The following is a 21,934-nucleotide window of genomic DNA, read 5'->3' on the forward strand; positions in this document are numbered from 1 at the left end:
AATTAAAAAATTATTTTGATTATTTTATTGATTTTATTTGATCTTATTTTTTCTCATTGTTTACTTTTTCTTTTTTGGTTCTTCTTTCGTTATTACAATTTTCTCCGCCTTAATAACTGCATTATAGAGTACTATTTTTATCCCTGGAGGTAAACCAGCAAAGGTTCCCGGAAGAGTCATAGTTGGAACTGCAATATCTCCAACATCCTCTTTTTCTTCCTCAACTTCCTCCTCTATCTCTTCAACAACCTCCTCAGTTTCAGCACCTATTCTTTCAGCACAAGGATGTCCTTTTTCTTTTAGGAATTTTATTAATTCATCGGTGGTTTTAACCTCCTCCTCAGTTGCAATCTTATCAAACAACCCCTCAGGAATCGCATCCTTAACCCTCTCCTTCAACTCCTTTGGCAACCAAACAATCCTCTCCCAACCACCATCACCCTGCAAAAACTTAGGCGACTTCATATAAGAAATAGAAATACCAACAAACCCAGGAACCTGCTTACCACCACTACACTGCCCTGCCAATGTAGAAAATGGAATTCCCATTGGTGTTTCTCCTTTAAAACCCCTGTGTGCTATTCCAAATCCATCAACTTCTGGAATGTAAAAGACAATTGCCTCGAAACAACCACAAGACGTGCATGGCTTTTCCAATGCACTGTGAAGTGTTACTTCTTCAACACTTCCCTGTGATTTTTCTCTAACAACCTCATTAACTCCACTATATACCCCCAATTTTTCATCCAAACACTCTCCCTTCTTAATCTCAAATATTGGCCCATTAGGATCTATTTTAGCAGCAGCCCTCGCATCTAAATAGTTAATCCCACCACATAAAGCGGGCCTATCTGGGGTTATAACGCATACGTGGGTTGGAGCGAAACTCTGACACATGATACATCCATAGAAAACATCAACATCCTCTTCATGTAAAGATTTCGTCCTTTCGTCTCTTTTATTATATATTTCTCTCGCTTTTTCCAGTTCTTCTTTAACTTTATCTGGATCTGTTATCAATAAAATATCACACTTCTCTATAAATGGAAACTCTGCTTTGAATAGTTGTTTTATTACTTCTCCTATGTGTTTTAGTCGTAGTCCTTTTTGGTATGCGTCTTTGCTTATTCTGATCCAGACCTGGTCTCTTTGGTTTAGGTGCATTACTCCTTCGATGTAGTTGAAGAATTCATGAACTCTCCTTTCTAAAACACCCTCTAAGTCCTCTTCCAAGTTCTCTCCACTAACTCTCACAATAACTGCAAACGGATTTCTACTACCCTCCTCCATCTCATCAATATCCTTCCCAATAATCTTAACCTCATCATCAGCATTATCAACAACCCTAACCAACTCAAACCCATAACTCTTCGGACCCGCTAACTCAACATACATATCAGGCCCCCTAATCCTCTCACCCTCATTCATCGGCCCAACAGAAACAGGAATCTCTTCAAACATTTTATTTCACCTTCTTATTTTTATTTTCGTTTTTATGAATCTTTTTTTATTATAATTCCCATTTTTACTTTATTATTGGTGTTTCTTTTGCTTCTTCTCTCAATATTTTTAAAATTTTCTTTCGTTTTTCTTCTTTCATCATATCGAGGGTTTCTTCTGATACGAGCAATAATGCCCTATCTTTGCAGACCTCAATACATGCAGGTGTTATTCTATCAGCGTCTAAACAAAGAGTGCATTTGTGGGCTGTTTTATTTTTTATAAAGATTGCACCAATTGGACATGCCAAAGCACACATTCCACAGGCAATACATTTTTCTTTACTTACTATTGGAATCCCATCTTTTAGATAAATTGCATCTACGGGGCAGATTTCTTTACATGGGGCGTTTTCGCATTGCATACAAAATATCGGAATGCCATCTACTTTTCTAATTCTACTTTCTCCATGAATCTTTTTGCAGATGTTTATACAATCGTAGCATTTACTACACTTTTCTGGATTTAAAACCACTATTTTTGGATTCATTGGTTATCCCTCTAACATCTTATTTAAGTAATCCATATACTCATCCTTGCTTAGATTTGGAAATGAATAAAGTGCGTTTGGTTGATAATATTTATCAATAGAGATTGTTATTACATTTGAAAACTGTTTTAAGTGAGTTATTGTTTGTGCTAAATAGTAGTAGGTTATTCCAGTAAATAGGGCAAGATCATGTTCATTTCTTTGTAATAATTTTGTTAACACAACTAAATTAACATCTTCTGGTGTTTTTATCATTTTAATATTGAATTTTTCCCCAAATTTTATTATTGCCTCTTTTTCGTCTTCTTCCAAGTTTTCTCCTATTATCAGTATTGGATTTTTTGCTCTTTTTACCATCATTTTAACAAGGGAGGGGGAGGTTATCTCTGCATGAGCAATATTACTCCCTGCGGTTGGAATATAAGCAGTGAATCTTTCGTCCATAATACCACCTTTAATTTAAAAAAGTGTTGTTAATAGAGCACAGTTGGATCTTGAGGGTATTTATCAAATGGTTTCCAACCCTTTTCTTCTAAATAGGACATTACTTTGTCTTTTATCATGAATGGAATGTCTTTTTCAGTTCTGACAAATTTTTCTAAGTCAGGAGGCATTCTTCCAAAGTATTTTTCATATACATCTACATAGTGATAGATCTTGTTTGCTCTTCCTTTTGGAGTATCATTTGGCCTCATACACAGTTTTGGAATCATACAAATACATTCCTTCATATTTTCGGCAGTGATTATTAGATGTTCTGGAACTGGCTCTATTTCCATCAAGCTTTCGGTTCTCTTATCTTTAACTGTAAACTTTTCTCCATTGCCTATATACAATCGTCTATACTTTGCACCGTGAGGTCCTAAAATTACCGGAATTCCCCATCTGTTAACTCCTGTTGCAATAGCAGCTGCCTTTTGACTCATCGCACCCCAGGCAACTCCCACAGCTCCAACTTTGTTTAATATGTAGTCGGCGACTTCTGCATAGTTGCCTCTCAGTGGAACTTTTGCAAAGATGTTGGCAATTTTTATTGCAGCCCCTGTGATATGGCAGTTTGAGAGACAGGAACCACAATTTACAAGTCCTCCTGCTTTAAACTCTCCTGGATATTTTTCATACAGCGTTTTTCCGTCTTTATCTTTCCACATCCCTATTGCCATTGCTGCACAGCCGGTTGCTACAACAATGTATTTTCTCTCTAAAAACTCTTTTGCAATCATTGCGACTTCTTCTTCTCCGTTTGGATGGTTTGAACACCCAACCAAAGCAACAACTCCCGGAATATCTCCGAAAACGATTGGAGCCCCAACGCTTCTAATTTCAACGTCTTTTATTGGTCCTCTACCTGCCCTCATCTTAAATTTTAAATCTTTGTAGTATGCCTCCCCAACTTTTGTGGTCATGCTAACTATCGGAAGGTTTCTTTGGCAGATCTCTTCACATCGTCCACAACCATAACATCTTCTATAAAGATCTATAAATCCATCAAAGTTTCCTTTTTTAGCCAAGATCATTGCTTCTTTAACTTTAAAGGTATTTGGACAGTTTCTATTACACCATCCGCATTCGGAACACTGTTTTGCTAACTCTACAATTTCACTTAGATCTGGAAGTGTTTTTCTATCTTTTCGTTCTTTTGCAATTATCTTTGCAATTTCAACTGCAACTTTTCCAACCTTTTCTTCATCTAAAATTAGGCAAGCTCTTTTTCTCAATAAATAGCCAATAATTTCATCTTCGCTCATGTGGGAAACATCTTCAAGTCCGAGACACATTTTTTCGTTTGTTGCTATTAAGACAGCTCCTGTTTTTAAAACCTCTTCTAAAATATCAGTTCTTATACACTGCTCATCTACAATAACCACATCTGCGACTCCGCTCCTAACAAACATCAGTTGTCTTGATAATGGCCCAACAACTTTCGGTTTTTCAGAAACACGCGTTATATCTATTGCCGTGCAACATATTCCACATATTTCAACATCATCTTCTATGCCATTTTCTTCTAAGTATTCTAATATATAGCTTCCAGGAACTACATTGTGGCCTATACACAGAATAACGGGCTTACTTTTGTCAATGCAACCAAATCCTAAGTCAATTAATGGGGCATCTTCATCTCCTTTTGGCATGTTGTAAGCGACTATTTGAGCAATATCTCCTGCTTCTCTTGCTAAATCATCGATCATTCCTGCGTGTAATGCCTTACTTTCAAAATCCAAATAGCTTCCTTCCTGTCCTGTGTGTGCAGCAGATAACAGATGAGTTATCTGTTCTTCACAATAATCTAAGATTCTCTCTAAATCTGCAAGAGTTCTGGGTCTTATTCCAGTAACTGTTCTCGCTATTGGTGCTTCAACTTCTATCTCATTACCTAAGTTTATTGGATAATCCCTTCCTAAGACCTCGATTAAGTGATGAACTAAGTGTCTACTATGTCCTGCGTGGCAAGATGCCCCTATACAGCAGGCAATTAAGACAATTCTTGCCTGTTGGGCTTTGATGTTTAGACCACAAGCCCCCTTTTTTCCTTTACTTAGATCACATTTTCCAAAGGTGCAGAGACAGCACATATCACAGATCGGCATGTAGAATGGAGGGTATCTTTCTAAGAGTTTAAAATCCCAATGTCTTAGTGTCGGAATTTTCGGCATTGGAGTGGGACCCATCGGCTCCCAGTCCTCGTCTTCATCTTCTCCAACTTTTATGGTCATTGATATGTTGGCGTTTTTCATTTTTATTAGTGGAAATAATAGCTTTTTTATGTCTGAATCTGTTCTGTTTCCCATGATCATCACTTCTTAATTGTCATGATTAATCATTATAATTTTAGGTTAAATTTTTAAAACATTAATATATAAACTTTGTTATGATTAAAATCGAATTTAATATGAAAATAAGGAGTAGGAGTTTTCAATGAAAAAAATTTACGCAAGTTTGTAATAATCTTATTGTAAATTTTAAAAAATGCGAATCGCTATATTTAAATTATGTGATTATTATATTAAATATAATCTGTCCATATATTTTAATGACCTTAAATCAATAATAGATTTCAAATGATCATATCAAAGATCTGCTCAGCCACTTTTGAATTTAATTCATAAATGGTTAAAACAACATCTGATATGTTTTTTAAAGTAATCGTCGGCTTAGTGTTTATACATAAGGAATATATCTTTATTTCTTTTTTTTCTTTTTCTTTTTTTATCTCATTTAACATATCTAATGGTATTTCACACTCTCCATCTGTTATAAAAACAACATCTCCATTAAATTTTAACGCCTCTCTCAATGGTTTTTCAAAATTTGTCCCTCCGCCGTAAAACACTGATGCAAAGTCCAAAACCTCTTTAAAATGTATGTTTTTTTCAAATATCTTTGTTTCCCTAACACCGTCATCAAATATTATAACAACACATCTCTTCCCTCTCTTTAATGACGCCTCTATTAAACATAAAGAAACGGCCTTTGCCCAGATTTCTTTATTCCCCCTCATAGATCCACTTAAATCTAAGCATATGACAAAATCTCCATGATTTTTTATATTATCCAATATTTTGTAATTTAATAATTTATTTTCATTATATCTCCTTAATAAATCAACAAATAACATTTCATCTGTGAAATTTTTATATTCGCAGGATAGTAAGTTTGTTAAACTGTTCCCGCATGTTGTTGAATACTTCTCACCTGAGAAATGTTTTATCCTTCTTTTTGCCTTTTTTAAGGAGATCCTTCTAAATGTGCCAAGTAATTTTATGAATTCCTTTAATTTTTTATTTTTTAATAATTTTTCAGCAAGTTCTAATTTTTTTGTTGGATCGGTGTAGGATCTATAACCACAACCTGAACCAAAACAACCCAAAGAATATGAAATGTTCTCCATATAACTCTCTAATTCATCAAATATATCACTTAAATCTTCCTCTCTACTTTTCTCTTTTAATTCTTTAAATTTTTCACAAAAAAACTCAGTGGCAATTATTGAATAATTCTCATCTAAGGTCGTGATCGTTTTAATATGTTTAAATTTCCTATCATTAATTATTTTTCTGATTATTTCAGAATCATCCAATAATTCAACCTCATATTTAAAAAATAGATAGAATATTATCTCGGTATCTTTTTCACTTATATGAAAAGTTATTTTATCCTTACAACGCTCCCATACCATCTTATCGTATTTATCATACTTTATTATCATTTCTACCACTATTTTACGAGATTTAAAATGTTTTTTGCCTCTTTTACTCCATATCTTTTTAATATAAGTGGAATAAACTCATATATTAACATTCTGTTGTATTCAGATAACTCTCTTATAACATACAAGGCATTTTCATTAAAATTTTCAAATAACTTCAATAAAATTGCTTCTTTGTTTTCTGACTTTTTTATGATTTTTACAAGAGTTTTAGCATAGATTTCATTATTTAGTTTTTTTATAATCTTTGGATAAGCATATATTGTCAATTTTGATGGAATATTTGCCAATGCTTCTGCACTTGTAAATTTTATTTCTTCAAACTCGCTATCTAAAAGTTTTATTAAGTAAGGAATATATGTAAACACTAAATCAGGATATTTAACACCAACTTTCTCAATAATTTTTATACAAAGTATAATAATATCTCTATTTTTTGAATCAAACATATAATGTGGAGATATTATATCTTCAAATCCTCTCTCTTTTGTTGATGTCAATAACTCAAAAATATCATCAATAATATTTAGATTTACGATTTCATCAGCATTCATTTTGTATATCTCCATCAATACTTTTAATTTTTCCTCTTCTCCATAATTCAACCTCAGTTTCTTTTTATAATTACATTTCATTTAAGATCCCTTCAATATAATTATTAAACTCGTCTGTTTCTTTTATGATCTCATCTATAAAGTCAGTTTTCCTTTTCTTTAATTTTGCCTCATTTTTTATCTTTTTTAATTCTAATCTTATACGTGCCATCTTACACAAAATTTCAATTAATTTGTTATAATCCTTTTTACATTCTCCAATTTTATTTATATCAATGTATTTAAGCTCATTTTTTAAATTTTTTATTATTTCTGCCTTTTCTAATACCTGATCTGCATATTTATTGGTTATATCAAATACAACTTTTGAAACGATCAATATATCTTCAATATCCTCCCAATATACATGTCTTAAAATATCTAAGTCCTCAACTTCTGCCTCTTTTTTACCATTTAGGTAGGCAAAGCATTTAACTGCTTTAACTGACTTTTTAAATCTTCGATCTGAAATGTAAATGTGATTTTGTGATAGTTTCTTCTTTATATCAATTAGATAATCGATTATTCCATCTATCTCAACTTTTTTAGCTTTTTCTTGCATTTTTAGAACATCTTTTACTGAAATTTTTGTTTTAGGTTTGTAGTTTTCGTCCAGTTTAACAAGTTTTTTTAAATTTTCGTAGTTTTTTATTCCTTTTATTGTTTTTCTGAATAGGAATCTGTCGTAGAAGGCGAGTAATTCGTTTTCTTCTGGGAGTTCGTTTGATGCTCCAAATAAGCTTATTAATGGAACTTTTTCAATCCTGTCTCCATTGTGATAAAGTCGCTCGTTAATTATTGATAATAAAGCATTTAATATTGAACTGTTTGCCTTAAAAACCTCATCCAAAAAGGCAATCTCAGCAGTTGGCAAATATCCAGAGGTTTTTCTAACAAACCTATCATTATCCTTCAACTCCTTAATGCTTAAAGGCCCAAACAACTCATCCTCTGTAGTAAATCTTGTTATAAGCTTCTCAAAATAATCAGCATTAACATGAGAAGCAACCGCCCTAATCAACTGAGATTTAGCAACCCCCGGATTTCCCAAAAACACAACATGCTCATTAGCCAAAATCGAAGTCAAAGCAACATCAACCTCCTCCCTCCTCTCCAAAAAATAAGAATTCAACTCCCATCTAATTTTTTCAATCTTTTTCATAGTTTCACTTTACACTTATTGTTAATAACTGAGCAAATTCTACATTACTAAGGCCTTTTAATTTATTTGTAAATTCGATTATTTTGTCTCTCTGTCCTTTAATTGCAATCTTTTTGATTATTTTTCCTTCAAAAGGAATTTCAAGGGAGACGATAATTATATGTTTATATTCGCTTTCTAATTGAACTATATTTTTAACTGATTTTGGATTGCAAATTATTGTTATTTCTCCCATTTTGGACTCAATCCTGCTAAGCCAATCGTATTTTTTTATATAATACTCTAACGCTCTTCTAATAAGCTCAGATCTTGATATTTTCTCAAGATCTACTATTTCATCAACTTCTTTTAAGAGATTTTTTTCAATAGTTAAAGAAATACGCTCCATATTCTCACTCGTAATATTTATTTCAAAAATAGTATTATGAGATGTTTTATAAAAACATTATCTTTAATAACGATAAAGATCGATTCATTATATTTTTATATTTATACATTTTAAAATAGAAAATAAATGTGCAAAATAGATATATTAAACAATTGATAATAATTAATATGGCAATTAATAGTATCAATACATGGGCATAAAATTTATAAATGAAAATTACAACTTATCCCACATAATTGTACATATTTAATTATTCAACTACTCATATCTTATGATTAATTTTCATAATAAAAATCAAATAAAAAGTATTATATATGATGAATTTTATTAGATTAGTTATGCCATAGGAATCCTCCCACATAGAAACTGAATGTAAGAAATATATTAAAAATAAACAAAATAACACTCACCTCTGCGAGGATTATTTCATACAAGGTTATTTTTAGTTTGTTTTTTTTCAATTATCAATATTTTTTCTGAATTTTTATATTTATTTTAAACTTGATATTATTATTTTAATATTTTTAATATTAATTAAGACAAAATAGAAAATTTTATATACTAATTACTATTATTTGTTGTAGTTGTAGTATTTTATTCATAAAAAAGTTGGTGTTGGTAATGCTACATTATGAAGATAAAATAGATCTATATGATGAAAGAGGGAAAGTGTTAGAGGAAAACGTTCCATTAGAGGCAATAAGCCCCCTAAAAAACCCAACGATTGAGAGGATAGTTAACGATATTAAGAGAAGCGTTGCCATAAATTTGTCAGGAATAGAAAATGCGCTAAGAACAGGAGCCATTGGAGGAAAGGCATGCTTTTGCCCGGGAAGAGAGTTGGACTTACCAATCGTAGATAACGCAGAATTTATTGCTGAAAAAATCAAAAAAATCGTTCAAATAGAGGATGAAGATGATACTGTTGTTAAATTGATCAACGGAGGAAAGCAAATACTCCTACAACTGCCTTCAAAGAGATTGAGGGTTTCTGCCGATTACACCGTTTCAGCGCTAATTGGAGGAGGAGCTACAATTCAAGCAATTGTAGATACTTTCAATATTGACATGTTTGATGCCCCAGCTGTAAAAACCGCAGTTATGGGGAGGTATCCCCAAACAGTTGATTTTCACGGGGCAAATATTGCCACCCTACTTGGACCTCCGGTATTATTGGAAGGTCTTGGTTATGGACTGAGAAATATTATGGCAAACCATATTGTAGCAGTTACGAGGAAAAAAACACTAAATGCAGTTGCGTTAGCATCAATATTAGAACAAACAGCAATGTTTGAAACAGGAGATGCGTTAGGCGCTTTTGAAAGATTACATCTATTGGGCTTAGCATACCAAGGACTAAACGCCAACAATCTAACATTCGAACTTGTAAAAGAGAATGGTAAAAACGGAACTGTTGGAACTGTTGTTGCTTCAACAGTTGAGAGAGCATTAGAAGATGGAGTAATAAAACCAGTAAAAACGTTGCCTTCTGGATTTACCATATATGAGCCCGTTGATTGGGCTTTATGGAATGCTTATGCAGCTGCTGGTTTAGTCGCAGCAGTTATCGTTAACGTAGGAGCAGCAAGAGCAGCCCAAGGTGTTGCATCAACAGTTCTATATTATAACGATATCTTAGAATATGAAACTGGTTTACCAAGCGTTGATTTTGGTAGAGCAGAGGGAACAGCCGTCGGTTTTTCATTTTTCTCCCACTCAATCTATGGAGGAGGAGGGCCTGGAACATTCCATGGAAATCACGTTGTTACACGACATTCAAAAGGATTTGCCATACCCTGTGCAGCTGCTGCTATGTGTTTAGATGCAGGAACCCAAATGTTTTCAGTTGAAAGAACATCAGCATTAGTTGGAGCAGTTTATAGTGCCATCGATCACCTTAGAGAGCCATTAAAACACGTATCTGAAGGAGTTAAAAAAATCAACTATTAGTAGGGTGGTTAAATGCCATATAACCCACAATTTTATCCAGGAAATACATTAATTGCTGAGAATAGAAGAAAACATATGAATCCAGAAGTTGAGTTAAAAAAGCTGAGAGATATTCCTGACGATGAGATAGTTAAAATATTGGGGCATAGAAACCCTGGAGAGAGTTATAAGACAGTTCATCCTCCGCTGGAAGAGATGGATTTTGAAGAGGATATTATTAAAGATATTGTTGAACCAATTCAAGGAGCTAAGGAAGGAGTTAGAGTCAGATACATCCAATTCGCTGATTCGATGTATAATGCCCCAGCTCAGCCATATGATAGAGCAAGAACATATATGTGGAGATTTAGAGGGATTGATACTGGAACATTATCGGGAAGACAAGTTATTGAAATGAGAGAACTCGACTTAGAAAAAATCTCTAAAAACTTTTTAATTGATACTGCCTTTTTCGACCCGGCAACTTGTGGAATTAGAGGAGCTACTGTCCACGGACACTCATTAAGGTTAGATGAAAACGGTTTAATGTTTGATGGTTTGCAGAGATACATCTATGATGAAAAGACAGGACACGTTTTATATGTTAAAGATCAAGTTGGAAGACCTTTGGATGAACCAGTAGATGTCGGAGAACCATTACCTCATGATTATTTGGCAAAAATAACAACAATTTACAGAAAGGATAACATCGGAATGAGAGAAGATAAAGAAGCGTTGGAAGTTGTTCAAACCATCCATGAGGTAAGAACTAAGGGAGGATTTGGTTTAGAAGTGTTTAAAAAAGACCTTAAAAAGAGATTGGGTGAAGATTAATGGATGAAGAAAAAAAACTCTTCCTAAAAGCATTAAAAGAAAAATTCGAAGAAGATCCAAAAGAAAAATACACTAAGTTCTATGTCTTTGGAGGTTGGAGGCAATCAGCAAGAAAAAGAGAGTTTGTTGAATTTGCTCAGAAGTTAATTGAGAAGAGAGGGGGAATTCCATTCTACAACCCAGATATTGGGGTTCCATTGGGACAGAGAAAGTTAATGACCTACAAAATATCAGGAACTGATGCTTTTGTTGAGGGAGATGATCTACACTTCTGCAACAATGCAGCAATACAGCAGTTGGTTGATGATATTAAGAGAACAGTTATTGTTGGGATGGATACAGCTCACGCTGTTCTTGAAAAGAGGTTGGGAGTAGAGGTTACTCCAGAGACAATTAACGAATACATGGAAACAATTAACCACGCTCTCCCAGGAGGAGCAGTTGTTCAGGAGCACATGGTTGAGGTTCACCCTGGTTTAGTGTGGGACTGTTATGCAAAGATATTTACAGGAAATGATGAATTAGCCGATGAAATTGACAAGAGATTCTTAATTGACATAAATAAAGAATTTCCAGAAGAGCAAGCAGAGATGTTAAAGAAATACATTGGAAATAGAACCTATCAAGTGAGTAGAGTTCCCACACTTGTTGTTAGATGTTGTGATGGTGGAACTGTTTCAAGATGGAGTGCTATGCAGATAGGAATGAGTTTCATTACTGCTTATAAGTTGTGTGCTGGAGAGGCAGCAATTGCTGACTTCTCATACGCTGCAAAACACGCAGATGTCATTCAAATGGGTATGATATTGCCAGCAAGAAGAGCAAGAGGGCCAAATGAACCAGGAGGAGTGCCATTTGGAATATTTGCCGATATAATACAGACCTCGAGGGTTTCGGAAGATCCTGCTCAGATAACGTTAGAGGTTATTGGTGCTGCTGCAACATTCTATGATCAGGTTTGGTTAGGAAGTTATATGTCTGGAGGGGTTGGATTCACTCAGTATGCGTCAGCAACATATACAGATGACATATTGGATGATTTTGTCTATTATGGAATGGATTATGTTGAGAAGAAGTATGGATTGTGTGGGGTTAAAGCAAATATGGATGTTGTTAAAGATATAGCAACTGAGGTAACACTCTACGGATTGGAGCAGTATGATGAATACCCTGCCCTGTTGGAGGACCACTTTGGTGGCTCACAAAGAGCAGGAGTTACAGCAGCAGCTGCGGGCTGTTCAGTGGCGTTTGCAACAGGAAACTCAAACGCTGGAATCAATGGGTGGTATTTAAGTCAAATTATGCATAAAGAGTACCACAGCAGATTAGGATTCTATGGTTATGATTTGCAAGATCAGTGTGGAGCAGCTAACTCGTTATCAATAAGAAGTGATGAGGGTTTATTGCATGAGGCAAGGGGGCCTAACTATCCAAACTACGCTATGAATGTTGGACATCAGCCAGAGTATGCTGGAATTGCCCAAGCTCCCCATGCGGCGAGAGGAGATGCTTTCTGCTTGAATCCAATAATTAAGGTGGCTTTTGCAGATAATAATTTAATATTTAACTTTAAGTGGCCAAGGAACTGTATAGCCAAAGGGGCTTTAAGAGAGTTTGAACCAGCTGGAGAAAGAGATTTAATTATTCCTGCTGCGTAGATTTTAAATTTTTAAGTTTTTAACTATTTGTTTTATTCTTTTATATTTTTATAGAGCAATTTGGGATTAATTATTGATAAAACATAAAATTTAATTGGAAAGATAAAGATAAAAATTATAAAAAAGGAAAAATATTTAGAAACAGAATAAAAGTAATTTATTTTATTCTTTTTTTATTTTATCAGTTTTACGGAATCTTTTAATGTTGAAGTTGTATCAACCATCCCAATTAATCTCGGATCTATTCTGTTAACATCCCCATACTTCATATAATCAGTTACTGTTGGTTTTATTTTTGTAAACACGCCTACTCCAATATCATATCCAAACGGAAAATCCTCTTCACATATTTTTTCTAAATTTTTTATTATTTCTTCGAGTTTCTCTTCGCATGCGGTTATGATTATCTCTCCAACTTTGATTTTTAATTCCATTTCTTCTCCTTTAACTTTTATAACCTTTCTATCTTTATGATTTACTGGCAAACCTCTTGCTGGTCCAAAAGGAACGGTTTTTGGTAGTGGCTGTCCATGAATTATAACTCTTACAACTCCATCTAAATCATATATTTTATTTAAAACTCTTTCCGTAGTTTCTGCCTTTAAATATCTGTGTGGAAACACTTTGATGTCAACAACTTTCACTTCATCACTCATATCTTTTCACCTCATTTTCATACTCTTAATTATAGACCTCCTTCTTTATAATATTTTCTATCAATATCGTATGAAAATAGAGCATTTAAAAATATTATTTTAGTATTCAATTATTTGAATATATATTGAAGGAATAACCTCAAAAATCATAAAACTCAAACTATCTTTTTATACTAAAAAAACCATTTAGAATAAATAACACCCACAACCTAAATGAAGATCATAATAAAATCATAATAATAAAAATAAAATAAAAATCAAATAATACCAATTTAATATTTAAATTAATATTTAAATAGTCATAAAGAAACACAAAATAAATCAATTAAGAGGTGCTTATTATGAGAAGGGACTTTCCAGAAGAAGGGGACATAGTAATAGGAACTGTAAAGGACGTTAAGCCGTATGGAGCATTTGTAGAGCTTTTAGAGTATCCGGGAAAAGAAGGAATGATTCACATCTCTGAGGTTACATCAGGATGGGTTAAAAACATTAGAGATCACGTGAAAGTTGGGCAGAGGGTTGTTGCAAAGGTTCTGAGAGTTGATGAAAGGAAAGGACATATTGATCTATCGTTAAAGAGAGTTACTGAACAACAGAAGAGAGCAAAAGTTCAGGAATGGAAGAGATTCCAAAGAGCTTCAAAGATGCTTGAAAGGGCAGCTGAAAAATTGGGTAAGAGTTTGGAAGAGGCGTGGGAAGAGGTTGGATATTTATTAGAGGATGAGTTTGGAGAACTTTATAATGCCTTTGAAACGATGGTTATTGAAGGAAAAGATATTTTAGATGAGTTAGAGATTAGTGATGAATGGAAAGATGTTTTATATGAGGTGGCAAAGGAGAGTATCGAATTAACAAATATTGAAGTTGAAGGAATCGTTGAAATGAAGTCCTATGCTCCAGATGGAATAAAACAAATAAAAAAGGCATTAACTACTGCTATAAAAGCGAATCCATATGAGGATGTTGAAGTAAGCATAACATATATTGGGGCTCCAAAGTACAGGGTTTTGGTTATAGCTCCCGATTATAAGAGTGGAGAGGAGGTCTTTAAAAAGGTCTGTGAAAAGGCAGTAGCAACAATCAAAAAACTCGGTGGAGAAGGAAGTTATTACAAAGAGAGCAAAAAATAAACAAATAAAAATTATAAAAATGATAAATTTGTGAAATTATGAGAATGAGAAAGTGTCCAAGGTGTGAATCTTATTCTTTGAGAGATACTTGTCCTAAATGTAGGGAAAAAACAATAATTCCAAAACCCCCAAAGTTTTCGTTGGAGGATCGATGGGGAAAATATAGAAGAATGTTGAAGAGAGAATTAAAAAAGAAAATGGGAACAAAATAAATTTATACTAAATAATGAGTGTATAAACACTTTATATCTCTTTTATTTCAACACCAAATATTTTTATTTTATTTCTATTGCCTTCCACGGTGCCTTTTTTGGATCTATATTTGATAAATAAGTTCCTAACAATTTATCTTTTTTTAAAGAACTTAATAATTGAGAATAGTTTTTAGAACGGCCTAAATAGTCCCCAATAATTTTATCTCCTCTGGCTAATACACACTGACATACCATTGCATTAAAATTTTCAGTTCCCACTTTTATATTCTCTTTTTTTAATTTTTTTTCAATATATTTTACCTTCTGCTTAGAGGATAAATCAAATGGCTCCATTTCGAAATCGGTGTGTGGTTTTGGGATCATTGGGTTTATTGACACTTCTACTTTTTTTATTTGATTTTTTATTTTTTTTGATAGGTTTATAATCTCTTCAACATCCTCTTCTGTCTCTGTCGGCAAACCTACCATGAAATAGAGTTTGATCTTTTCAACATTAAACTTCTTTGCAATATCTACTGCATTCATTATATCTTCTTCTGAAATATCCTTTTTTATAAACTCTCTAAGTCGCTCGCTCCCCGCTTCTGGGGCAATGGTTAGTGTTTTTAGTTTTAGAACTTTCATAAGTTCTTCTGTTATTGTATCTGCCCTCAGTGAGGATGGAGAAACTTGAACCCCTTTCTCATCTAAAAAATTGCATAACTCAACGATATATTTATAATCTCCAACAGAAGGAGATATTAAGGCCACTTTATTAACCTTATTAACTTTTATTCCTTCTTCTGCTAAATACATTAGATCTTCAAGTTTTCTAAATCTTGGAGGATAATAAATTGCTCTCGCTAAGCAAAATTTACATCTTCTTGGGCATCCTCTTCCAATTTCTAAAAGAAAAGATTTTCCATAGGCACTTTCTTCAGATGTTGGTTGATATATTGGGTAGTCATCTATTGTTAATTTTTTTGGGTAAATTCGTTTAATTTTCTTTGGTTTTGTGTATTTTGAATAAACTCCATTAAGATTAAAGTTTCTATTGACGAGTTCTGCCATTACGTTAGTTCCCTCTATCTCTCCAACAATAAATGCATCAAAATATTTTTCCAGAGGGAAGAAGTTCTGCATTATACATGGTCCTCCGGCGACAAAAATAGCATTTGGATTTGTTTTTTTTAAGGATTTTATAATGTTTAGGGCATTAAAATAATCATTCTCATATTGTAGGGTGATAAACACTGCATCAAAGTTTTTTATCAGTTCATAGTTTTCTATAAAAAAAACCTTTGTATCTATCTCTTTAAATTTACTTAAATGTTCTGCCAATATGTGGACAGCCAGACAAGAAATGCCTGCTTTAAATTTATTAGGGTAGAGTATAGCAACATTTTTAATTTTATTCTTATCTTTATTTTCAGTTTTATTTTTAATATTGAATTTTTTCATTAAAGATCCCGTTGGTCAATATTTTTATTTTTATTTTTTATTATATTTTTATATTATTTTATTTTTAGTCCTTTATAATTCATGTTTTGAATAAATAACATCTCCACGTCCTTTCTTTCTTATCATCAATATCCTATGTAGAGGAATGTAGGTGTCTTCATAAACTATGTAGCTTCCTTTAATATCAACATTCTCCAGCGGAATAACCTTTTTATTGTTTTTAGCTCCTCTGTGTAGTATAACCAATTCGAACTCCTCTTTTTTATACTTTGGATGCCATAGGATCTTATTTAAAATATCTTTTAGGGTCATAATTAAACCTATTTCTTATTTTTTTATATTTTTATATTATATTCTTAATTTCAATAATTTTAATTTTCTAATATTTTTTAAATGTTGTTTGTTATAAATAATCTCTATCCAACAAATATTCATCTCCATCTTCTACTATTTTCAATCTTCCAATCCTGATTTCTTTAACATCTTTTAATAGTTCTTCATCTATTGGAGAGATAATTTTTAAAACTTTATTTTCAAAATCGATCTCTTTTAAAATTCCAATGTCTATACAAAATCCCCTCTCATCTATTAAACCCACAATTATATCTTCGAATTTTTCTGGCTCTAAGTAGTATAAAACATTTTTATCTATTTTTCGAGGTATCTCTTCTAAGTCCCTCTTCACTACTGTGTATTTACCTTCACACTTACTTCCATAAAAAACCTTCCACTTAAACAATGCCTCCATTAAATATTTCTCTTCCTCTGATATTTCTTTTCCTTGAAATACCTTAGATCCTGTAAGATTAATGGTTATCTTAATCTCGTAAGATCTTGAATCTTTAAAATACTCTCTCCACTTTTCTAACCTTATCTTTCTTCTTTCTTCTCTACTAAAACTTTTTGCATAATCATAAACTTTTAATTTGACAATTTTATATTTATTTTTAAAAAGATCTAATAAAGGTTTAAGTTCTCCTTCTTTCTCTAATCCTACTATAATATTAGGATTTATTAGTTCTATCTTCATCCTTTTTAAGTCAAATCCTGATCCAAAGATCAGACCAGTTGTGTCTATTATCACAACCTCTACCCCAAGTTCCTCTGCAAGATCGCATAACCGCTTAATACCAACAATCATTTCTCCAAAAAATTGGATTGGAGTTGTAGATCCTATAAAATAACTTTTATATGGTTTAATATTATGAAGTTCTTCAAATTTCTCATTTAAAATACCTAAACTTATAGTTGCTGGAGGAAGAATACTTTTTTGTCCAACATCACAATCCAAGATAGCTACTTTGTATCCAAGATTCAAAAGTTCTTTTGATAAAAACGCTGTTAATGTTGTTTTTCCACTATCTAATCCTCCAAGAATTATTATCTTTAAAATATCCCTTTCTTTTTTCTTTTCTGATAATTTTTCTTTTATTAATTCGAGCAGTTCTATCCTACTTTCTGGAATATCATCTGGATAGTTTGCCTTTGTAATCATACCCTCCACCTAAATAAAACTTTAAATCAACACATTAAAGGAAAATTAACCAAAATATATAATAATAAAGTATAAAATATACATCAAAGAATAAATTACAAGATATGAAAGAACAACCATATCCACTGCCTTAAAGGCATTGAGCGATTTTTCAATATTTATCTTCCCACGGCCGATTTTATAAACTCCGATCTTTTCAAGGGTTATGTTAAGTGCATTGGCTAATGTAGCCATAGTATATCCAGAATTCGGAGAGGAAACTTTATTTGCCTCTCTTAAAAACCCATAAATAGCTCCTTTCACACTGCCTCCATATAGAGGAGATGTTACAATAAGTAAAATTCCAGATAATCTCGATGGGATAAAGTTTACCACATCATCCAATCTTGCTGAGAACTTTCCATACCATAAATACTTTTCATTTTTATAACCCATCATTGCATCTAATGTATTTATTGCCCTATAAACAAAAGCCCCGGGCATTCCAAAGAGTGTGGCATAGAATAATGCCCCTATTATACTATCAGTTATGTTTTCAGATAAGCTTTCTATTGAAGCGGAGAGGACGTGTTCTTCATCTAACTGCGATGTATCCCTACTTACAACGTGTTGAACTGCTTCTCTTGCTTTCTCTAAATTTCCTTCCTTTAACAAGTTTACTGGCCTTTTACAGAAATCAAAAAGTGATTTATAACCTATTGCTGTGGAGAGCACAATCCCATAAGTTATATAATTTATAGGGGTAGGTAGTAAGAAAATTAATTTTTCTATAAAAAAAGAGGTAATTCCAACAGTTGTTATGGTTATTAAAGCAATTAATGTTCCAAATATAAAATCCCTTGTCTTATTCCTACAATTGGTTGATTTAAATGTATTTTCTAATAATGAGATAATATTTCCTATCCATACCGTAGGATGAATACACTCCGGAGGTTCACCAAATATTCGATCAAATATCACACTTATCCATAAAACTACTGGATTTAACATTACTCTCCCATCAACAAATCTTTAATATCTTTAAATACAACTTCACTCTTACAGAAACTTGGTAAATAAACCGCTGCTTTTCCCGAGTTCGTTGCTACAACATCGTATCCTAAATCCTCTATTGGAGAAACAACCATGCATGTATCTTTAACAATCTTTCCTCCTGCTTTTTCAATGATCTCTGTATATCCCATTCGATCAGCAATGGCTTTTATGTGTAGAGAACAACATATCCATAGTTCAGATTTTATCTTATAATTTCTTTTTTTCAATAGTTCTGCAATATATTTTATCTCTCTGACACTACAATGCGGACATCCAACACATATTAACTCTGGTTTTCTATCTGTCGTATTTAACTGTTCGTATGCATCTTTTATCTCTTCCTTTCCCAATGTTATCTTCTCCTCATTTTCGATTTCAACCTTTTTACAATTACACTCTGCTGTTAATCTTTCAGCGTGGTAGAGGGCGATTCCACCGCTGGCGGCCATAACCGCCCCAAGTGATTTTAAATCATCAACGTTTGGTTTAAGCCTATACAGATTTTTGAAGTAAGGAACTCCTTTTTTCACTTCTTTACCTACAATGTATCCTATGGCTCCATAGATGCTTTCTTTTAACTCAGTGTTTAAAATATTTTCTTCTATTTCAATTATAACTGTCGCTTTTCTATTTTCATCTAAGTGATAACCATAATATGGAGTTTTCCCAATAATTGCAGATGCTAATGCACTTTGAGCACCTTCCCTATTAGTTTTAGCACCCAATACGGAATTTGCAAAACTTACGGCAGAACTTTCTGCCCAACTAATATGATCTGCAAATTTTGGAACGTTTCCGGTTAAGTAAGGTGTGCAAGTGCAACCTATCTCAACGCCCATTTTTTTAAATGCATCAATTATTTTTAGTTGTTTTGAAGCAAATTCTTCATCTATTCCAAGATCTTTCCAATCATCCAAATCCATCCCTGCTGGATTTAGTGTGGAGTGAACTTTAACTTTAACATTTTCTTTTGCAAAGTCATCTAAAAACTCTAAACCAATGTCTCCTATTGTTTTATATGAAACTCCGGAAATTTGAGCAGAAGTTATCGGGATTAGCTTCTCAGCTCCATATATCTCCCCTAAAGATACAAGGAGGTTCATACATTTTCTTAATATTTCCCCATATTCTCCATCGAGTATTTTCTCCTCTTCCCTGGTTAAATGCATTAGATCACCTCCTTTGTTTATCATTTTACATTTTAGTTATCTTTTTTTAGTTTTATTTTTCAACTTTTAATCCTCCATCTCTTTTAATAACTTTATTTCCTTATCTACATCAACATCCTCTACTCTTTTTACGATCATGATTAAATCCTCTTCCTCTTTCCTAACATTTCCATAGAAAACAAATTCCTCTCCAAGTAGTTCACTTTCTATCATCTCAAATGGGATGTTCTTTAACTCTTCCTTACTCATCTTCAACATTCTTTCAACTTTTTTATCGTAAACTCTACAGATCAAAGTCCCTGTTCCATCATCTACTACAAAGTTTAGTCGTATTATCTCATCTGGGACAATCTCTCCGCAGTTTGGACAAATGTTTTCCCCTTCTTCAATTTTTCTTCTACAATGTGGGCATAAATACAGGAATACACCTTCACTGAGTATTTTAACAATTGCCCCCCTAACTTCTACTGTTTCATTATCTTCAATATCTGCTATAAATTTTCTTTTAGTTTTTATTTCAACTCCTTGAGGATTTATAGTTATTTTCGCATATTTTCCAAGCACTAAATCAATATAATCTCCCTTTTCTTTAACATAAGCGTGATTTATTTCCAAAATATCTCCTTCTTTAATATCCATTTCAGCCAGATCATCCCATAATGTTAATCTTATAGTCCCACTTCCATCATCGAGCATTAAATTCCTAACTTTTCTTATTTTTCCATCAATTTCTAATTCGTTTATCCCATAATCTTCTAAAACTCTCGCTATTAAATTAATATCATCCCAATCCACGTTTCTTTTATATATATCTCCAATTTTGCAATAATCTAACTTATACTCTGGGACTTCAATATTTTTATCTTTAATAACCTCTGTCCCAAAAGTTGCCACTAAATCAACCTTTTTATTACCTTCCCTATCGTAATATGTCTTTATTCTGCAATTTTTTATTTTAACAGCATCTCCTTCTCGAATATTATCCAACAATGAAGTTTTATCTCCCCAAAAAGATACTCTAACTTTACCTGTTCCATTTTGTAGAATAATATCTTGAACTTCCGCCTCTCTTCCACCTAAGTTTACTCTTTTTTTATTACTTATTGCTATAACTCTTCCTTTGACATCTACCATATCTCCATCATTATACTCACTTAATTTTTCAATATCTACTTCATCTACATCTTTTCTTTCTCCTTTTTCCAATATCTCAATATTGTTCGCTGAACATTCAACTCCTCCGTAGTATCCCTCTTTTACATAACCCTCGACTCTAACTATGTCCCCTTTTTCTACTTCTGTTTCAGCCAGATCATCCCACAATGTAATTCTTACAGTTCCAGAATCGTCCTTAACTGTTATTGATTTTAACTTTCCAAAACTTCCGTCGGATTTTTTAAACTCCTTAATTGGAAAAACTGAGATAACTTCTCCCTCGATCACTGCGTTTGTGCCAGGAATTAATTCTTCTATTTTATACTTATCCTTTATTTCTGGAAGTTCCTCTTCGTGATTTTCTAATTTTTTTATTTTTGTTTCTGAGGTTGAACTTAGTTCGATATTATTTTTCCATTTTCTTGCTCTTGCTCTCTCTACCTTTATTACATCTCCTTTTTCTACTTCTGTTTCAGCCAGATCATCCCACAACGTAATTCTTATAGCTCCTGAAGCATCTGCTACTCTTATACGTTTATATTTTCCAACACTGCCGTCCTTTCTCGTAAAGGTTTTTAGATCTGATGTTTCAACGACTACTCCAACTATCTCAACTCCGATCTGCCCTTCCTTAATATCTTTAATTTGAAACTTTTCGCTTTTATCTTCTTTTTTTAGCAATCCTTTTTCATTAGCAATCATCATTAAAGCAGCATCTTTTAGTATTATTCCACCACTTTCTTCTATTTTTTTTTCAATAAGTTTGTCTAATTCATCTTCGGAAATATTAAGTTCTTCTGCAATTTTTCTTTTTAAATCTTTAAATTGTTCATAAGTTTTTGTCATAATCATCACCCGATCATCTTATATCC

20 protein-coding genes are annotated in these 21,934 nt (G+C 32.8%); 5 read left to right on the top strand and 15 right to left on the bottom strand.

The window, feature by feature from the left end:
- Positions 1–60 precede the first annotated feature (60 nt).
- The 8 genes from cdhC to METVU_RS05840 all read right to left on the bottom strand — a co-directional run bounded on the left by cdhC (position 61) and on the right by METVU_RS05840 (position 8,343).
- Positions 61–1,461 carry a CO dehydrogenase/CO-methylating acetyl-CoA synthase complex subunit beta gene (gene cdhC / locus METVU_RS05805; protein WP_015733262.1) on the bottom strand — a complete coding sequence of 467 codons (1,401 nt, stop codon included), beginning with the start codon at positions 1,459–1,461 and terminating at the stop codon, positions 61–63.
- Positions 1,462–1,525: 64 nt separating this feature from the next.
- On the bottom strand, positions 1,526–1,990 hold the full coding sequence (locus METVU_RS05810) for a 4Fe-4S dicluster domain-containing protein (protein WP_015733263.1): 465 nt from the start codon (positions 1,988–1,990) through the stop codon (positions 1,526–1,528).
- Positions 1,991–1,993: 3 nt separating this feature from the next.
- Positions 1,994–2,434, bottom strand: coding sequence for a CO dehydrogenase/acetyl-CoA synthase complex subunit epsilon (gene cdhB, locus METVU_RS05815; protein WP_015733264.1), 441 nt, complete (start codon positions 2,432–2,434; stop codon positions 1,994–1,996).
- A 29-nt stretch (positions 2,435–2,463) separates the two neighbouring features.
- On the bottom strand, positions 2,464–4,788 hold the full coding sequence (cdhA, locus tag METVU_RS05820; RefSeq protein WP_015733265.1) for a CO dehydrogenase/acetyl-CoA synthase complex subunit alpha: 2,325 nt from the start codon (positions 4,786–4,788) through the stop codon (positions 2,464–2,466).
- A 260-nt stretch (positions 4,789–5,048) separates the two neighbouring features.
- On the bottom strand, positions 5,049–6,200 hold the full coding sequence (locus tag METVU_RS05825; RefSeq protein WP_015733266.1) for a vWA domain-containing protein: 1,152 nt from the start codon (positions 6,198–6,200) through the stop codon (positions 5,049–5,051).
- 8 nt (positions 6,201–6,208) lie between these two features.
- Positions 6,209–6,835 (bottom strand): armadillo/beta-catenin-like repeat-containing protein, encoded by a 627-nt coding sequence (locus METVU_RS05830; RefSeq protein WP_015733267.1) that lies wholly within the window; start codon positions 6,833–6,835, stop codon positions 6,209–6,211.
- On the bottom strand, positions 6,825–7,955 hold the full coding sequence (locus METVU_RS05835; protein ID WP_015733268.1) for an AAA family ATPase: 1,131 nt from the start codon (positions 7,953–7,955) through the stop codon (positions 6,825–6,827). The genes METVU_RS05830 and METVU_RS05835 overlap by 11 nt, the downstream gene beginning before the upstream one ends.
- Positions 7,956–7,959: 4 nt before the next feature.
- Positions 7,960–8,343, bottom strand: a complete 384-nt coding sequence (locus METVU_RS05840) for a CopG family ribbon-helix-helix protein (protein WP_015733269.1) — start codon at positions 8,341–8,343, stop codon at positions 7,960–7,962.
- Positions 8,344–8,964: 621 nt separating this feature from the next.
- Here METVU_RS05840 and mcrB point away from each other — a divergent pair.
- Genes mcrB through mcrA form a run of 3 tightly spaced genes read left to right on the top strand, consistent with a single transcriptional unit; the run spans position 8,965 to position 12,764 of the window.
- Positions 8,965–10,293 (top strand): coenzyme-B sulfoethylthiotransferase subunit beta, encoded by a 1,329-nt coding sequence (mcrB, locus tag METVU_RS05845; RefSeq protein ID WP_015733270.1) that lies wholly within the window; start codon positions 8,965–8,967, stop codon positions 10,291–10,293.
- 12 nt (positions 10,294–10,305) lie between these two features.
- A complete protein-coding gene (mcrG, locus tag METVU_RS05850) occupies positions 10,306–11,106 on the top strand; it encodes a coenzyme-B sulfoethylthiotransferase subunit gamma (protein ID WP_015733271.1) in 801 nt (266 codons plus the stop codon).
- A complete protein-coding gene (gene mcrA / locus METVU_RS05855) occupies positions 11,106–12,764 on the top strand; it encodes a coenzyme-B sulfoethylthiotransferase subunit alpha (protein ID WP_015733272.1) in 1,659 nt (552 codons plus the stop codon). Before mcrG ends, mcrA begins: the two co-directional genes overlap by 1 nt.
- Before the next feature lie 173 nt (positions 12,765–12,937).
- On the opposite strand, the gene mcrD is transcribed toward mcrA, so the two are convergent.
- Positions 12,938–13,420 carry a methyl-coenzyme M reductase operon protein D gene (mcrD, locus tag METVU_RS05860; protein WP_015733273.1) on the bottom strand — a complete coding sequence of 161 codons (483 nt, stop codon included), beginning with the start codon at positions 13,418–13,420 and terminating at the stop codon, positions 12,938–12,940.
- Between the two features lie 341 nt (positions 13,421–13,761).
- Here mcrD and METVU_RS05865 point away from each other — a divergent pair, with 341 nt between their 5' ends.
- Entirely contained in the window at positions 13,762–14,553 is a 792-nt protein-coding gene (locus METVU_RS05865) for a translation initiation factor IF-2 subunit alpha (RefSeq protein WP_015733274.1), read from the top strand.
- 38 nt (positions 14,554–14,591) lie between these two features.
- On the top strand, positions 14,592–14,765 hold the full coding sequence (locus METVU_RS05870) for an RNA-protein complex protein Nop10 (RefSeq protein WP_015733275.1): 174 nt from the start codon (positions 14,592–14,594) through the stop codon (positions 14,763–14,765).
- Positions 14,766–14,828: 63 nt separating this feature from the next.
- Here the strand turns inward: METVU_RS05870 and METVU_RS05875 are convergent, their stop codons facing one another.
- The 6 genes from METVU_RS05875 to METVU_RS05900 all read right to left on the bottom strand — a co-directional run bounded on the left by METVU_RS05875 (position 14,829) and on the right by METVU_RS05900 (position 21,908).
- Positions 14,829–16,208 carry a B12-binding domain-containing radical SAM protein gene (locus tag METVU_RS05875; RefSeq protein WP_015733276.1) on the bottom strand — a complete coding sequence of 460 codons (1,380 nt, stop codon included), beginning with the start codon at positions 16,206–16,208 and terminating at the stop codon, positions 14,829–14,831.
- Positions 16,209–16,280: 72 nt separating this feature from the next.
- Entirely contained in the window at positions 16,281–16,520 is a 240-nt protein-coding gene (locus tag METVU_RS05880; protein WP_015733277.1) for a DUF504 domain-containing protein, read from the bottom strand.
- A 91-nt stretch (positions 16,521–16,611) separates the two neighbouring features.
- A complete protein-coding gene (locus tag METVU_RS05885; protein ID WP_015733278.1) occupies positions 16,612–17,703 on the bottom strand; it encodes a Clp1/GlmU family protein in 1,092 nt (363 codons plus the stop codon).
- A 45-nt stretch (positions 17,704–17,748) separates the two neighbouring features.
- Positions 17,749–18,693: an adenosylcobinamide-phosphate synthase CbiB gene (cbiB, locus tag METVU_RS05890; protein ID WP_015733279.1), complete on the bottom strand. Its 945-nt coding sequence runs from the start codon at positions 18,691–18,693 to the stop codon at positions 17,749–17,751.
- On the bottom strand, positions 18,693–19,907 hold the full coding sequence (locus tag METVU_RS05895) for an aconitase X catalytic domain-containing protein (protein ID WP_015733280.1): 1,215 nt from the start codon (positions 19,905–19,907) through the stop codon (positions 18,693–18,695). The genes cbiB and METVU_RS05895 overlap by 1 nt, the downstream gene beginning before the upstream one ends.
- Positions 19,908–19,973: 66 nt before the next feature.
- A complete protein-coding gene (locus METVU_RS05900) occupies positions 19,974–21,908 on the bottom strand; it encodes an OB-fold nucleic acid binding domain-containing protein (protein WP_048196855.1) in 1,935 nt (644 codons plus the stop codon).
- Between the last annotated feature and the right edge of the window lie 26 nt (positions 21,909–21,934).

The sequence above is a fragment of the Methanocaldococcus vulcanius M7 genome (genome assembly GCF_000024625.1).
Lineage (GTDB): Archaea > AGJL01 > Methanococci > Methanococcales > Methanocaldococcaceae > Methanocaldococcus > Methanocaldococcus vulcanius.